This is a genomic window from Paenibacillus motobuensis (assembly GCF_039521865.1).
Classification (GTDB): domain Bacteria; phylum Bacillota; class Bacilli; order Paenibacillales; family Paenibacillaceae; genus Fontibacillus; species Fontibacillus motobuensis.
Window position 1 is genome coordinate 274030 of sequence record NZ_BAAACX010000015.1, and the last position, 15313, is coordinate 289342.

The window sequence follows — 15313 nt, forward strand, 5'->3', positions numbered from 1 at the left end:
CAGACTATTTTTTTAGGGGATGATGAGATGCCGATCTTGCAGATAGAGCATTTGAAGAAATACTACGGTAAGGGTCAGATTAGTGTAAAAGCACTGGATGATGTGTCACTCTCCGTGGAGAAGGGGGAGTTCGTAGCGATCGTCGGAACCAGCGGCAGCGGCAAGAGCACGCTCCTGCACATGCTTGGCGGTCTTGATCGCGCGACCGAAGGCAAGGTCATCGTGGATGGCAACGATATATTCGCCATGAACGACGAGAATCTAACGATATTTAGGCGCAGATCCGTTGGCTTTGTATTTCAAAGCTATAATTTGATTCCGATCCTGAATGTATATGAGAATATTGTACTGCCTATCGAACTGGATGGGGCGTCGGTGGACCAGGAATATCTGGACTTGATCATCAGTACGTTGGGCTTGAAGGAGAAAACACATAATCTTCCTTCCAGCTTGTCCGGAGGACAGCAGCAGCGGGTAGCGATCGCCCGGGCGCTGGCGACGAAGCCGTCGATCGTTCTAGCCGATGAGCCCACGGGGAATCTGGATAGTAAGACTAGCCAGGAAGTGCTGATTCTCTTGAAGCAATTAAGCGATAGGTTTAATCAGACCATCGTGATGATCACGCATAACGAAGAGATCGCGCAGACCGCAGACCGGATCATACGGATCGAGGACGGAAGAATAGCGGGCTCGGATACCCTCGGTTCCGGGGTGAGATCATGATCGGAACGAATAATCGGCGTACGATATTTAGGTTGGCTAAGAAAAGCTTGCGTGCGAGTCCATCAAGGAACTGGATCATTATCGGAGCCATCGTGTTGACCACGCTGATGATTACCTCGATCTTTACAATTACTCTAAGTTTAAATAAGTCGATGGAACGGACACAGATGAAGACGGCCGGAGGGGATTACCACGGAAGCTTCAAATATTTGACCAAGGTACAGGTTGATACACTAAAGCAGCATCCATCGATCAGGGAATACGGGACTTCTCTCGTCGTGGGTTGGGTGGCCAATGAAGTATTTAAGACTTCTCCGATTGAAGTTAATTTGATTGATGATCTTATGGCCAAGCACAGCTTCGTTCAGTTCTTCGAGGGCGGGTTGCCCGTTGAAGAAGACGGAATAGTCATGAATACATGGGCGCTTGAGAAGCTTGGTGTTCCGCTCCAGCTTGGTGCTGACGTTCCTTTAGAAATCGATATTAACGGCCAGAAGCTAAGTAAGGATTTTAAATTATCCGGTTATTATAAGGCAGATCAACATGTCGCGATGGCTGGATTAGCGTTCGTATCCCAAAATTTTGTGGATAGATATGTAGCCCAAATTGATCCCAAGCAGACCAAGCTCAGCGGGACCTATGTGAACACGACCAGCTTGAACGTCATGTTCAATAATTCCTGGGATATTCAGGAGAAGGTGGACAAGGTACTGGCGGATACGGGTCTCGACGTTCCTACAGGTGTGAATTGGGCATATTCCAGCGTTTCTCTGTTCAATGATCCGATGAACCTATTACCGTATGTGGCATTGATTTTAGTCATCATGCTAAGTGGATATTTGCTGATCTATAATATTTTCTATATTTCCGTAGTGAGGGATATTAAATTCTACGGGTTGTTGAAGACGATTGGAACGACACCACGGCAGCTCAAGCGGATTATAGTGACTGGGGCCAATTTATTGTTCATCGTCGCACTGCCGCTTGGTCTTGCTCTTGGGTATGGGCTTGGTTATCTTTTGATTCCGATGTTGTCCTCGTTCTCGGATGAGCCTAGGGAAATTTCCTATTCAGTAAGCCCATGGATCTTCATTGGTGCGGCGTTATTCTCTTATTTTACGGTGCGGATCTCGGCCAGTAAGCCTGGCAGGATGGCAGCGCGGGTTTCCCCTGTTGAGGCTGTCAAATACGCAGGTGTTAGTGAAGGAAGTAAACGAGACTTCAAGCGAACACGACATGGCTCTAAAATATATAAAATGGCTTTGGGCAATCTGCTACGCAGCAAGAAGAAGCTGCTTCTGATGCTGGCTTCCCTATCCTTGGGCCTTATTTTGTTCAGTATGATTTACACGCTGATTTCCTCCTTAAATGTGAATAAATATTTGAATGCTTTTATTTCCGGGGATTATGTCGTGAAGGATGAAGCCACAGAAGCAAATAGATGGGTGACGGATAACGAATCCTATGCCTTGACTGAGGAGGTCAGCCAGGCTTTGGAGCAGTTGGGCGGGGTAGAGCGTCTGGACAAAGTGTATTTCAAGGAGGACACTCTGCCGATCAGCGATGGAATTAGAGCTCTGCTGGAGCCTTTAGCTGAGACGGAGAAGCCTGAAATGCCGATGTATTCACCGCTCTTGACATCAGGACGGATTCCTTTACAGATCTATGGGCTGGATGAGGGCTGGTACGATGTGCTTAATCCGAGTGAGATTGCTGCCGGTCAGTTCAACCGGGACAAGTTCAAGACGGGCAAGTATGTACTAGTTACAGAAGCGCTACTGGATGGAGGAGATAGGAGTTACTATCAACCCGGGGATAAGATCCAATTGGGGGCGGACGGTAGAAATTATGAAGTGATGGCTGTATTAAAATCAGATGGGCTATATGCAGCCGGGGTTAAGTATTTTAGCAGTGCTGGTTTTAGAGTCTTTCTCCCCGCAGGGGAGTCTAAGCTAGTGGAGCCAGACAGTATTATTCTATCGGCTACACTGCATGTTGAAGAGAATCAGTCAGGTCAGGTGGAGTCGGCTATTCGTGCCTACACAGATTCAGTTCCTGGGCTGCTGATGAAATCCCGGGATGACTATAAGGCGGAGATGAGCGGGTTCATTACGATCTTTCAGACAGTGGGTTACGGACTTAGCTTCATTATAGGACTGATCGGGTTAATGAATTTCATGAATACGATGATTACCGGGATGATTGCCCGACGACATGAATTTGCGATTCTGGAAAGTATCGGGATGTCGAAGAAGCAGCTAAGGAAGATGCTTATCTATGAAGGGTTGTATGTAGTCTTGTTCACGGCTGTAATTCTGGGGAGCATTGGAATGCTGTTAACGTATGGCTTAATCAAGACCATTACTGAGAATATTGCCTTCACTGTATTTCATATGGATGTATTTCCGATCGCAGCTTCAATCCCGATCCTGGCTGTTATCTCTATTGTAATTACAGTAATCGCATATAAGGTGCTGGCAAAAGACACTGTAGTAGCGAGGTTAAGAGAAGCAGAATAGTAGAAGGGGAGTCCTGTTGTACGTAACAGAACTCCCCTTTTTTTAATTTCCGCTGAAATTAATAGGCTATGCTGCGCCATGCTTGCGCTCTTGAATATAGCTAATTGAGCCGAGCGTCAAGGCCGAAGCGGCGAGCAGTGCGCCAACCCAAGGGAGCGAGGATAGCCCCAGGTGAGTAATGACGAGACCACCGATAAAAGCGCCGCAGGCATTACCCAGATTACCGGCTGAATGGCTCGAGGTCGAGGCTAGCGCTGGAGCGGCTTCCGCCAGACTCATGATCTTGATCTGCAGACCTGGCATAATGCTGAAGGAAGCTGCACCCCACAGGAAGATGGTAATAACGGCGAGTATCGGCTGCTTGACCGTAAAAGTAAAGATCGTAAGAAGCACGCAAATCACGATATAAATGCCGAGGATGGAAGGCATCAGCTTCCAGTCTGCCAGTCTGCCGCCAACAATATTGCCGATCGTAACACCGAATCCGAACAGCACGAGAATCCAGGTTACACTATGCTCGGCAAAGCCGGAGATTTGCTGCAGCATCGGGGCGATATAAGTAAATACGGCGAACAAGCTGGAATTTCCCAGTGCACAGATCAAGAGGAAGTACAGCAATTTTGGCCGTATTAGAGCTTTTAACTGCGCTCCCATATTGCTGCCCTGTTCGGACTGGAGCTTGGGAATGAACAATAGGATTCCTAATAAAGCAATGACTCCAGCAATAGCGATAGCACCAAAGGAAGCGCGCCAGCCCATATGTTGTCCGACGAAGGTACCGAACGGAACGCCAATAATGTTGGCGATGGTCAGTCCGGCCATCATAATCGATACTGCGCCAGCCTTCTTATCGGGGCGAACAAGACCGGCGGCAATCACGGCGCCCACCCCAAAGAATGTGCCATGCGTCAATGCTGTGATAATTCTTGCCGTCATCAAGAAGGCGTAGTTAGGAGCAAAGGCCGAGATGCCGTTGCCGACAATAAATAAAATCATTAGCAGGCATAACAGCAGCTTCTGAGGAAGCCGATGGGTTACCATGGTCAGGATGGGAGCACCGATGGCTACCCCCATCGCATAAGCCGTAATCAATTGTCCTGCAGATGAGATAGATACGTTGAGGTCTTCTGCTACATTCGGCAGCAGGCCCATAATTACGAATTCGGTCATACCAATCGCGAAAGCGCCGACGGTCAACGACAAGAGAGCGATAGGAAAACGCTCCTTGGTAACGGCACTTTCAGCGGTAGCAAATTGCGGTGAGTTCATGCTGAGTAGATCAACCTTTCTATGAATAAATATTGGACTAGAATACGGATAGGAACAGTTATATATTATACGCAAAAACAGAATAATAGAAAGGTGCCAATGCTATAAAGAAGCTAGACCTCGAATCGCTAGATATCCGACGTCTTTTTTATTTTATTTAACATTATTCTTATTAAAGTAGAATACAATGTCTCAATCTATGAAGAATGGAGGCAAAGTATGGGGATTGCTTATATTAAGGTCGCCTTGGTTTATTTCGTCATTGGAGTGGGTCTTGGTGTTTACATGTCGATGGCTCACGATTACACACTAACTGGAGTGCACGTTCATATCAATTTACTTGGATGGGCCTCATTTGCATTAGCCGGAGTGATATACTGGCTGTTCCCTAGAGCGGGGAACAATATTCTGAGCAAAATTCAGTTCTGGGTGCATACGATTAGTCTGCCGGTCATGATGATTTGCCTTACATTATTGTTAAAAGGAAACGATCAAGTCGAGGTCTTGATGGGTGTTGGTTCTACATTAGTTGTTGTAAGCGTTATCATATTTGCTGTCAACGTGTTCCTTAATGTTGGAACGAAAGCGGGCAGAAGATAAAGCTTGCTACTGAAGAGAGGAGTCGATCTGTTTATGAAGCAGGTGCCATAGTATATCAGTGGCGCCTGTTTTATTATTTTCGTAGATAGGAGAACAAAGTTTGAGTCAGGTGTTGACAGATCCGAGCATTTGTATTATCTTTATATCAAGATATTTGATATCGAGATTCCCGAAAGGAGGTTAAGGGATATGAATAAGAAAGATGTTGCCTTGAATTTATTTATTGCTCTGTCTCGGGCGAGCCAGTGGGTGAATGCTGTAAGCGACCGCAACATTCGTGATCATGGTCTAACACGCACCGAATTTGGTGTACTTGAGTTATTGTATCATAAAGGCGCCCAGCCTATACAACGAATTGGCGATAAAGTGCTGATGAGCAGCGGCAATATAACTTATGTAGTAGATAAGCTTGTTCAGAAAGGCTTTGTTCGTCGTAATGCTTCCACTGAGGATCGCCGTTGCATTTATGCAGAGATTACAGATGAGGGTGCCAAGTTTGTTGAAGAAGTGTTTCCGAATCATGTGGATATTATCGAGCAATCGGTAGCTGGTTTGACTGTAGAAGAGCAGCAATTGGCGGCATCTTTGTTGAAGAAGTTAGGGAAGCATGCACAAGAGGGATATAAATAGGTCAATGAGAAAATGACGGAAAGATCCCTTTTTTTAACTATATATCTTAATATAAAGATTCTCAGTATAAATAAATAAAATAAAAAGGAGTTTTCAAGGTGAGTATAGCATTAGGTTTATTAATTATCCGTTTGGTAGTAGGTTTGTCCTTCATAGCGCATGGGGCGCAAAAGTTGTTTGGATGGTTTGGCGGCTATGGTCTAAAAGGGACCGGGGGCTGGATGGATTCACTTGGCATGAAGCCAGGTGTTCTGATGGCCTTGATGGCTGGATTAGGCGAGTTCGTAGGCGGATTGTTGTTTGCAGCCGGGTTGTTCACCCCGATTGGCGCAGGGCTGATTGCCATTACAATGCTGTTCGCGATCATCAGTGTACACGGAAAGAACGGGTACTGGAATACAGCCAATGGTTATGAGATGAATTTGTTGATTATTGCAGTGGTTGTTGGAGTCAGCCTGATTGGTGCAGGAGCCTATTCGCTGGATGCGATCCTGTAAGTTGAAATAGTTAGATCTGAACTAACTCAAAAAAATTACACATGAGGAGTGGATACACATGGTTAAAGCAACGGCAGGTATTCATCATATTACGGCTTTTGTAAGAAGCGCACAGGATACAACCGATTTCTATTCGGGTATATTAGGACTTCGGCTGGTGAAGAAGACCATCAACTTCGATGCGCCTGAAGTATATCATCTATACTTCGGTGACGAAGTGGGTCATCCCGGAACAGCTATTACCTTCTTCCCATGGCCGGAATCTCGCCGTGGTATTGTCGGCAACGGACAGGTTGGAATTACGACCTATGCGATTCCAGAAGGTTCGATGGATTTCTGGGAAGAGCGGTTGAAGAAATTTAATGTATCTTTCACAGAAAGAACAAGATTCTCTGAGAAATCGCTGCACTTCGCGGATAAAGACGGCTTGCAAATTGAGCTTGTGGAACGTAAAGGACCGAAGAGCACCTGGAGCTTTGGCGGAGTGCCTGCAGATAAAGCGATTATGGGCTTCGGAGGCGCAGTTCTTTACAGCACCGCACCAAAAGATACAGAAATGGTATTAGAGAGTGTGTTAGGTCTGGAGAAAATAGGGGTTGAGGGTGGATATGCCCGTTATAAAGGGTTCGGTGAAATCGGTAATATCATCGATTTGAATATCGGATCGGTACCTGCCGGCAAAGCGGGTTCAGGCACGGTTCACCACATCGCTTGGCGGGCAAAAGATGACTCAGAGCATGCTGAATGGCGCACGAAGGTATCAGCCAGCGGACTTCATCCAACACCGGTTGTCGATCGTCAATACTTCAATGCTCTATACTTCCGGGAGCCAGGCGGCATACTGTTCGAGATCGCTACAGATCCTCCAGGTTTCACTCATGACGAGCCTTTAGAGCAATTGGGTGAGAAGCTTATGCTGCCACCATGGTACGAAGATCATCGCGAATTGATTGAGAAGAATCTTGAACAATTTGAAGTTCGGGTGCTGAAGGAGGATCAGGAATGAGACATATATTTCAACAGGGATCTGATACTAATGCTCCGGTACTGCTGCTCCTGCACGGTACCGGGGGGAACGAACAGGATTTGCTTCCACTGGCGCAAATGATATCTCCATCCTCCTCGGTTCTTAGCGTAAGAGGAAATGTGCTGGAGAATGGTATGCCGCGCTTCTTCCGCCGTTTGGCGGAAGGAGTATTCGATGAAGAGGATCTCATCTTCCGTACGAAGGAATTGAATGATTTCCTGGATCAGGCGGCCGCCGAACATCAATTTGACCGCAGCAATATCGTGGCCGTAGGCTACTCCAATGGAGCTAACATCGCGGGATCACTGTTATTCCACTATAAAGATGCTTTGCGTGGAGCAATTTTGCACCATCCGATGGTTCCACGCCGTGGCATCGAGCTTCCGCAGCTATCCGGCATACCGGTCTTTATGGGAGCCGGAAAGAATGATCCAATCTCTCCTGCACAGGAGACTGAGGAATTGAATCAATTGCTGTCGGCTGCAGGCGCTTCGGTTGAAGTACACTGGGAGCATTTTGGGCATCAGTTGTCGCCTTCTGAAGTGGATGCTGCCGCAAAATGGTTCCAACGTAATTTTGTATAATTTGATCTATCAAATCATAAGAAGAATCGCAGGTGAATTTTTCACTGGCGATTCTTTTTTTATAAGGATAGAATTTATAAGTTTTAGGGGTAAAAGTAGGTTTCTAAAGGCCGGAAGAATAATAGGCCTTGTACTCGGAAGGCGTCATATTCATAAAAAACCTGAACCATTTGGAAAAGTAACTGACATGATGATAGCCGGACTCCAACGCGGCTTCTAGAACATTGTACGATCCGGTTCGCAGCAAGCTGGCAGCTTTATTAATCCGGATAAAATTCACATATTCCATTGGCCGCATCCCGGTCTGCATTTTGAAAAATTCACAAAAATAGGAGCGGCTAAGCGACACCACTGCAGCCAGTTGATCCAACTCGAGCTTTTCATGGGAGTGCTCCTCGATATAGGCCAGTACTGTTTTGATTTGGCAGTTATATTCATGTCCTTGGCGATTTATCGGCTCGTTATTTTCTTCCATCAATCCGTGTTGGTAAATATCCGCAATCAGCAGCAGGAGGAGGCCTTTCATGCTTAATTCGTAAGCGCACGACCGGTGCTCAAAGCGGATCAGAAGCTGTCGTACATAGTCAAGCAATGCGGGAGGAGTCCCCGTGGAAGCGGACAACAAGGCAGGAAGCCTAGCTGTCCCCTGCAGGATCGGTCCGAGGAACAGTTCCTGGATTCGATCCACTTGTAATGAAGACAGCCAGGATAATTTGAACACGATGGAGTAATAGCATATCCCTGCATCATGCTCGTTAATTCCCAAATGGAGTTCGCCCGGGTGAACAACGAGCGCCTCTCCCTCCCGAATAGCAAACTCCCGGCTTTCGATTCGGAAAGTGGCCGTTCCCTGGGCCAAATAGATGATTTCCATCTCATTATGCCAATGGACAGGGAGAATGGAATGAACCCCGGCTTGATGCTCCACCTTGTATATATACAGCGGAAAATCGGGAACGCCATGCGGCTTGTTTTCCCAATAACGATGCTTGTACATTACGGCCTCCTGGAAATCGTAATATAGTGCTGATAATTCGCAATTGTCTGCTAGATAATTCGAAAACAACAATAATATCATTATATTAAATCAAATCTATGAGGAAGTGGAGCAGCGATTTTGAAACTGACTCATTTTTTCCGGTTTGAAGGAATATGAAAGGAGAGAAGATATGAGAACTATAGCTCCTGACGGATACGACCAATACAGGGAAAATATCGCCCGTGGCAACGTCAAAGTGGTGGAATATTTCTCCGTAACGGTAGGGAAATCTCGCAAAATGAGGATATATACTCCGCCTGGATATTCAGGAAACCAAACGTATAACGTACTTTACCTTTTGCATGGCATAGGCGGGGATGAAAACGAATGGTTCAACCATGGGCAACCCCATATCATCCTTGATAATCTTTATGCGGATAACAAACTCGCGCCCTTGATCGTTGTTTTACCTAACGGCCGCGCCATGCCGGACGACCGGCCGGTAGGAGACATTTTCGACCCTGAGAAGATCCGGGCGTTCGAGAGGTTCGAACTTGATCTGCTCAATGATCTGATCCCGTTTATTGAATCCAATTACCCGGTATCGACAGAACGGGAAAGCCGTGCGATTGCAGGATTATCCATGGGCGGAGGGCAGTCCCTGAACATAGGATTGCACCATCTCGACCGCTTCGCCTGGATCGGGGCTTTTTCCCCGGCACCCAATACACAAGCTCCCGAGCAGCTCGTTCCGAATCCGCAGGAAGCGGCTGCCCTTCTCAGATTGATGTGGCTTTCTTGCGGGGACGGGGATGAGGATAATTTCAAGCATATCAGTGAACGGATGCATACTTATTTGGCGGAGCGCGGTGTGCCTCACAATTGGGCCCTGGAAAGCGGTGGACATGATTGGCCCGTGTGGAAGAACGATCTTTATTATTTTTCACAACTGCTATTTAAAGTTTAGAAATGAGAAGAAAGTATTGCAGTTAACAAGGAGGACGAAATTATAATGAAGAAGCAAGGATTGAACCCCTATCTCCCATCATGGGAATACATACCCGACGGAGAGCCATATGTTTTTAACGGCAGAGTTTATGTGTATGGCTCTCACGACCGTTTTAACGGACATGCTTTTTGTTTAGGTGACTATGTTTGCTGGTCGGCACCCGCGGATGATCTGGGCGACTGGCGGAATGAAGGCGTGATTTATAAAAAAACGGATGATCCGCTGAATCCTGACGGCAGCATGTGCCTTTATGCACCGGACGTCACTGTCGGCCCGGATGGACGCTATTATCTCTACTATGTTCTTGACAAGGTTTCGATAGTTTCGGTAGCCGTCTGCGATACGCCGGCCGGTAAGTATGAATTTTACGGTTACGTCAAGTATGCCGACGGCACACGCCTGGGAGAAAGAGAAGGCGACGAGCCCCAGTTTGATCCGGGTGTGTTGACGGAAGGAGAGAAGACCTACCTGTATACCGGTTTCTGTGCGGCTAAGGACAAGTCCAGACACGGCGCAATGGCTACGGTGCTTGGTTCTGATATGCTCACGATTGTGGAAGAACCAGTATTTGTCGCGCCGAGCGAACCGTACAGTAAGGGCAGCGGGTTTGAAGGACATGAGTTTTTTGAGGCTCCTTCGATAAGGAAGAAAGGCGATACATATTACTTAGTCTATTCCTCGATCGTTATGCATGAATTGTGTTATGCCACCAGCAAATTTCCGACAAAAGGATTTGTCTACCAGGGGGTTGTCGTAAGCAACAACGATCTTCATATTGATTCCTACAAGCCGGCGGACAAACCGATGTATTACGGTGGCAATAACCATGGCAGCATCGTCCACATCAACGGGAAATGGTTTGTTTTTTATCATAGACATACCAATGGTACCGCTTTCTGCCGGCAAGGCTGTATCGAGCCGATCACATTCCGGCAGGACGGAACGATCCCTCAGGCGGAGATGACCTCCTGTGGCCCGAATGGCGGACCGCTTGCGGGTCGCGGGGAATATCCCGCTTATCTGGCATGCAATCTGTTTTGTAAAGACGATGAACCGTACACAGGCGGTTTCGGGCGTTCCGGAGCATGGATGGATAGCCGTTTTCCGAAAATAACCCAGGATGGAAAAGACGGGGATGAAGAAATCGGATATATCGCCAATATGACGGATTCTGCTACGGCCGGTTTCAAGTATTTTGACTGCCATGGAATCAGGACGATTAAAATCAAGGTACGCGGGTATTGCCACGGCGCCTTTGAAATAAAAACAGCTTGGGACGGCCCGTCTCTTGGAGAAATACCGGTTAACTTTACGAATATCTGGACGGATTATTCTACGGATCTCGTCATACCGGACGGCATACAAGCCCTGTATCTTACGTATAAGGGCAACGGAGGCGCAGATCTGGCCTCGTTTACTCTGGAATAACTTCGCCAATCCGGCGGACAGGAGGAGCAACATGACGAGCATGGCTAGTATGGAACGGAAGCACCGATTGTGGTACAGCAAGCCCGCTTCCGAATGGAACGAGGCTTTGCCGATCGGAAACGGCCGGCTGGGTGCGATGATCTTCGGAGGTACGGCTGAGGAGAAGCTGCAGCTCAACGAGGATAGCATCTGGTACGGGGGTCCACGCGACCGCAACAACGAAGATGCCCTGTCCCATTTGCCCGAGATCCGCAAGCTGATTTTGGAAGGACGGCTGCGGGAGGCCGAGGAACTGGCGGCGATGACGATGGCCGGGCTGCCTGAAGCGCAGCGGCACTATTTGCCGCTGGGCGATCTGCTGATTTCGTTCGGCCATCACGCGCAGCCTGAAGAGGAGTATACACGGGAACTTGATTTGGAGTGCGGCGTATCTCGGGTCAGCTACCGGGTCGGCGAGGTACGTTTTACCCGCGAGCTGTTTGCGAGTTATCCGGATCAGGCGATCGTCATCCGGATTTCCGCTGACAAAAAGGAGGCTGTTTCGCTTAAAGCTCGATTTAACCGCCAGAACTGGAGATACCTAGAGAAGACGGAGAAATGGGAGGAATGCGGGCTGGTTATGCGCGGGGAATGCGGCGGCAAAGGAGGTAGCACCTTCTGCGCCGTCTTGAAGGCGGCTCCGGAAGGCGGCGTCTGCAAGACCTTGGGCGAATATTTGTTGGTGGAAGGAGCAGATGCGGTTACACTGTTGCTCGTAGCCGGTACGACTTACCGACATCCCGAGCCGGAGCTTTACGGCAAACGGCGGTTGGAAGAGCTGAGCCGGATTCCGTATGCCGAGCTGCTGGCCCGGTATTTCACGGATTACCGCGAACTGTACGGGCGGGTTGGCTTGGAACTGCCCGAGAGCCAGGGGAAAAGCGCGCTGCCGACCGATGAAAGGCTGGAACTGTTCCGGAAGGGCGAAGAGGATCACGGGCTAATCGCCACCTATTTTCAGTTTGGTCGATACCTACTTATCTCCTCCAGCCGACCGGGTTCCTTGCCCGCTAACCTTCAGGGCATCTGGAACGATAGCTTTACACCACCGTGGGATAGTAAATATACGATTAATATTAACGCACAAATGAATTATTGGCCGGCGGAAAACTGCAATCTAGCCGAATGCCACAAGCCATTGTTTGATTTGATCGAACGGATGCTTGATCCCGGCCGGGTGACAGCTAGCGTTATGTACGGCTGCCGGGGATTCACGGCGCATCATAATACGGATATTTGGGCGGACACGGCTCCACAAGACACCTATCTTCCGGCATCCTTCTGGCCGATGGGTGCAGCCTGGCTGTGCTTGCATCTGTGGGAACATTACCGCTTCAGCCAGGACCGTTATTTTCTGGCCCGGGCGTATGAGACGATGAAGGAGGCGGCATTGTTTCTGCTCGATTATTTGATCGAAGACGGGGAGGGACGACTGATTACTTGTCCATCGGTCTCTCCGGAGAACAGTTATAGGATGCCGAATGGCGAGACGGGGGTACTCTGCGCCGGGGCCTCGATGGATTTTCAAATTATCGAAACGCTGTTTGACGCCTGCATCCGCAGTGCGAAAATCATTGGGCGGGACGAGGCGTTTTGCGAGGAACTCGCCGCCGCACTGAAGCGGCTGCCTAAACCGCAAATCGGCAAATACGGGCAAATTCAGGAGTGGATGGAGGATTATGTGGAGGTGGAACCGGGGCACCGCCATATCTCCCACCTGTTTGCCCTTTACCCGGGGGAGGGATTTAGCCTGGATCGCACGCCGGAGCTGGCTGCTGCCGCGCGGGCGACACTGGAACGCAGACTGGCGAACGGAGGTGGCCATACCGGCTGGAGCCGCGCGTGGATTATTAATTTCTGGGCCAGGCTGCAGGATGGATCCAAGGCATACGAGAACGTGAAGGAACTTCTCAACCAATCCACGCTGCATAACCTTTTTGATAACCACCCTCCGTTTCAAATCGACGGCAATTTCGGCGGTACGGCAGGCATTGCCGAGATGCTGCTGCAGAGCCACGCCGGGGTGATTCGTCTGCTGCCCGCTTTGCCTGACTGTTGGAGCGAGGGGCTCGTTACGGGACTTCGGGCCCGTGGCGGCTTTAGTATTGACTTTACCTGGGCTGGGGGTCAGGTTACGGAAGCGATCGTGACGTGCTTGATTTCAGGTCCTTGCCGTTTGGTTGCCCCGGGTCTTGCCCCCGTTACGTTTGAAGGAGAGGCCGGACGCTCCTATACGTTTCGCCAGTGTGGCAGGTCGCAGTAAGTAACCTCTTAGCAGAATAGTATAATTATCCGTTTTCTCCCTGGCATGCTCCTTTTTTCCTAAAAAATCATGTATAATGTCATTTAGACATATAAGTCTGATATGACGAACTTTTGTTATCTTTTCTATAGTCAGAACACATTATTGAATCCGCTTTCATTATACAACTGATTAAAGGAGTCAATAGCCATGCTAAATGTTCTTCTGGTAGACGATGAGCCCTGGGTCCTAGAAGGGCTAAGAACGATGATCGACTGGAACAGACTTGGTTTTCACGTGTGTGGAGAGGCCGTTAACAGTATTGATGCATTTCGGCAAATCCAGGAATATCAACCGGATCTGGTCATCACCGATGTTAATATGCCGGAAATAAGCGGCTTGGAGCTAATTGAGAAGTCGAATCGACTTCTGTTACATCCACCCAAGTTTATCGTACTAAGTGGGTACGATGACTTTCATTATGCCCTAACTGCTATGCAACTGCGCGTTGTTGAATACTTGCTTAAGCCGATAGATGATGAGGAAATTGAGTCTTTGCTAGTTAAGCTTGCTAATCAAATCAGAGCTGAGACCGCAGCCAGACGGATCGAGTCGAATCGGCATCTTTATGCAGTTAATCATGTAATTAATCGCTTGATTCTAGGAGAGTATAGTTTGTCACTAGCAGAACAGGCACGTTTGTCTATGAACCTTTCAGGTGATCAGCAACTGATATGCATGATGATTGAGGGTGCCTATGACCTAGTAGCTTGTGGACAATGGGGGAATCGTTTCTTTTCCCCTATTTGTTGTACTTTTCCTTTTCAGGATAGTGGAGGGAGATGCGGGTTGCTTGTTCTGTCTGAGACGATTTCTAACGAACAACTGCGGGATATTAGCCAATCTTTGTTCAACGAATTACGAGCTAGATCAGATTATCCAGGAATTATTGCTATAAGTGATAGAGCAACCGGTATCGAGACCATCCGGAAGCTTTATATGCAGACGATTGAAGTAAGAAGACTCAAACGGAATCAGCAGAAACAGGGAGTATTTTATTATCAGGATATTTATAAGGTACAGCAGAGGAGTTTTTCAAAAATAAATTTTCAGCAGCTCGTTGAATCTGTTGAAGCCGGGAATTTGAGTGGAATTGAGAACGGTATAAGCAAAATCTTTGATTTATGGAGTAATGAATTGCCTGACATGGAAATGGTGCGCGTGAGCATAGCCGATTTAGAACTGAAGATTTGTAGATTGTTGGCTGAGATGAACGGCGATCCTGCTGGATTTATGCAGCAAGTTCAAATTACGTACGGGAATCAGGATGAATTAGACGAGATTAGAGAGTTGAAAGACTACCTGCATTCATTATGTATTCTAGGGGCCACTAAACTTACAGCTCTTCGGGAGCAAAATGAGCATAATACGATCTTTCAAGTTATTCAATATGTTGATCAGGAATTTAGAAGCAAGCTGCAGCTTCAGGAGCTGGCTATTCAGTTCCATATGAACTCTGCGTACTTAGGTCAGTTATTCAAGAAATATACGGGGAAATCGTTCAATGAGTATTTGAATGAGAAACGGATCGAGGAGGCGAAGAAGTTACTTAAGAGAACGCAGATCAAAATATCCAAGGTTGCATCACAGGTAGGCTACCCCAATGCCGATTATTTCAATAATAAATTCAAGAAGCATACAGGTGTTCTACCTTCTGTATATCGAGGTGTAATCGAGAACAGGCAGCAATGATATAGGAGGTGTACA

13 protein-coding genes are annotated in these 15313 nt (G+C 47.8%); 11 read left to right on the forward strand and 2 right to left on the reverse strand.

What is annotated here, in order from left to right; all coding sequences use genetic code 11:
• Window positions 1-27 precede the first annotated feature (27 nt).
• Both ABD014_RS17180 and ABD014_RS17185 read left to right on the forward strand, forming a co-directional pair.
• Window positions 28-723 (forward strand): ABC transporter ATP-binding protein, encoded by a 696-nt coding sequence (locus ABD014_RS17180; protein ID WP_343863069.1) that lies wholly within the window; start codon window positions 28-30, stop codon window positions 721-723.
• Window positions 720-3242 (forward strand): ABC transporter permease, encoded by a 2523-nt coding sequence (locus ABD014_RS17185; protein ID WP_343863070.1) that lies wholly within the window; start codon window positions 720-722, stop codon window positions 3240-3242. The genes ABD014_RS17180 and ABD014_RS17185 overlap by 4 nt, the downstream gene beginning before the upstream one ends.
• Before the next feature lie 66 nt (window positions 3243-3308).
• Here the strand turns inward: ABD014_RS17185 and ABD014_RS17190 are convergent, their stop codons facing one another.
• Entirely contained in the window at window positions 3309-4511 is a 1203-nt protein-coding gene (locus ABD014_RS17190; protein ID WP_343863071.1) for an MFS transporter, read from the reverse strand.
• Window positions 4512-4730: 219 nt separating this feature from the next.
• On the opposite strand from ABD014_RS17190, the gene ABD014_RS17195 reads away from it, so the two are divergent.
• From ABD014_RS17195 to ABD014_RS17215, 5 genes are all read left to right on the forward strand, one after another.
• Window positions 4731-5111: a cytochrome-c oxidase gene (locus tag ABD014_RS17195; RefSeq protein WP_343863073.1), complete on the forward strand. Its 381-nt coding sequence runs from the start codon at window positions 4731-4733 to the stop codon at window positions 5109-5111.
• A gap of 189 nt (window positions 5112-5300) precedes the next feature.
• Window positions 5301-5741, forward strand: coding sequence for a MarR family winged helix-turn-helix transcriptional regulator (locus ABD014_RS17200; protein WP_343863074.1), 441 nt, complete (start codon window positions 5301-5303; stop codon window positions 5739-5741).
• A 98-nt stretch (window positions 5742-5839) separates the two neighbouring features.
• A complete protein-coding gene (locus tag ABD014_RS17205; RefSeq protein ID WP_343863075.1) occupies window positions 5840-6238 on the forward strand; it encodes a DoxX family protein in 399 nt (132 codons plus the stop codon).
• Window positions 6239-6296: 58 nt separating this feature from the next.
• On the forward strand, window positions 6297-7244 hold the full coding sequence (locus ABD014_RS17210; protein ID WP_343863076.1) for a ring-cleaving dioxygenase: 948 nt from the start codon (window positions 6297-6299) through the stop codon (window positions 7242-7244).
• Complete coding sequence (locus tag ABD014_RS17215) at window positions 7241-7849, forward strand: alpha/beta hydrolase (RefSeq protein WP_343863077.1); 609 nt, start codon at window positions 7241-7243, stop codon at window positions 7847-7849. Before ABD014_RS17210 ends, ABD014_RS17215 begins: the two co-directional genes overlap by 4 nt.
• 103 nt (window positions 7850-7952) lie before the next feature.
• On the opposite strand, the gene ABD014_RS17220 is transcribed toward ABD014_RS17215, so the two are convergent.
• Entirely contained in the window at window positions 7953-8846 is an 894-nt protein-coding gene (locus ABD014_RS17220) for a helix-turn-helix transcriptional regulator (protein WP_343863078.1), read from the reverse strand.
• Window positions 8847-9018: 172 nt separating this feature from the next.
• On the opposite strand from ABD014_RS17220, the gene ABD014_RS17225 reads away from it, so the two are divergent.
• The 4 genes from ABD014_RS17225 to ABD014_RS17240 all read left to right on the forward strand — a co-directional run bounded on the left by ABD014_RS17225 (window position 9019) and on the right by ABD014_RS17240 (window position 15298).
• Entirely contained in the window at window positions 9019-9795 is a 777-nt protein-coding gene (locus ABD014_RS17225) for an alpha/beta hydrolase (RefSeq protein ID WP_343863079.1), read from the forward strand.
• A gap of 45 nt (window positions 9796-9840) precedes the next feature.
• Window positions 9841-11265 (forward strand): family 43 glycosylhydrolase, encoded by a 1425-nt coding sequence (locus ABD014_RS17230; RefSeq protein WP_343863080.1) that lies wholly within the window; start codon window positions 9841-9843, stop codon window positions 11263-11265.
• A gap of 31 nt (window positions 11266-11296) precedes the next feature.
• Window positions 11297-13567 carry a glycoside hydrolase family 95 protein gene (locus tag ABD014_RS17235; protein ID WP_343863081.1) on the forward strand — a complete coding sequence of 757 codons (2271 nt, stop codon included), beginning with the start codon at window positions 11297-11299 and terminating at the stop codon, window positions 13565-13567.
• A 189-nt stretch (window positions 13568-13756) separates the two neighbouring features.
• Window positions 13757-15298: a response regulator transcription factor gene (locus tag ABD014_RS17240; protein ID WP_343863082.1), complete on the forward strand. Its 1542-nt coding sequence runs from the start codon at window positions 13757-13759 to the stop codon at window positions 15296-15298.
• Window positions 15299-15313 lie beyond the last annotated feature (15 nt).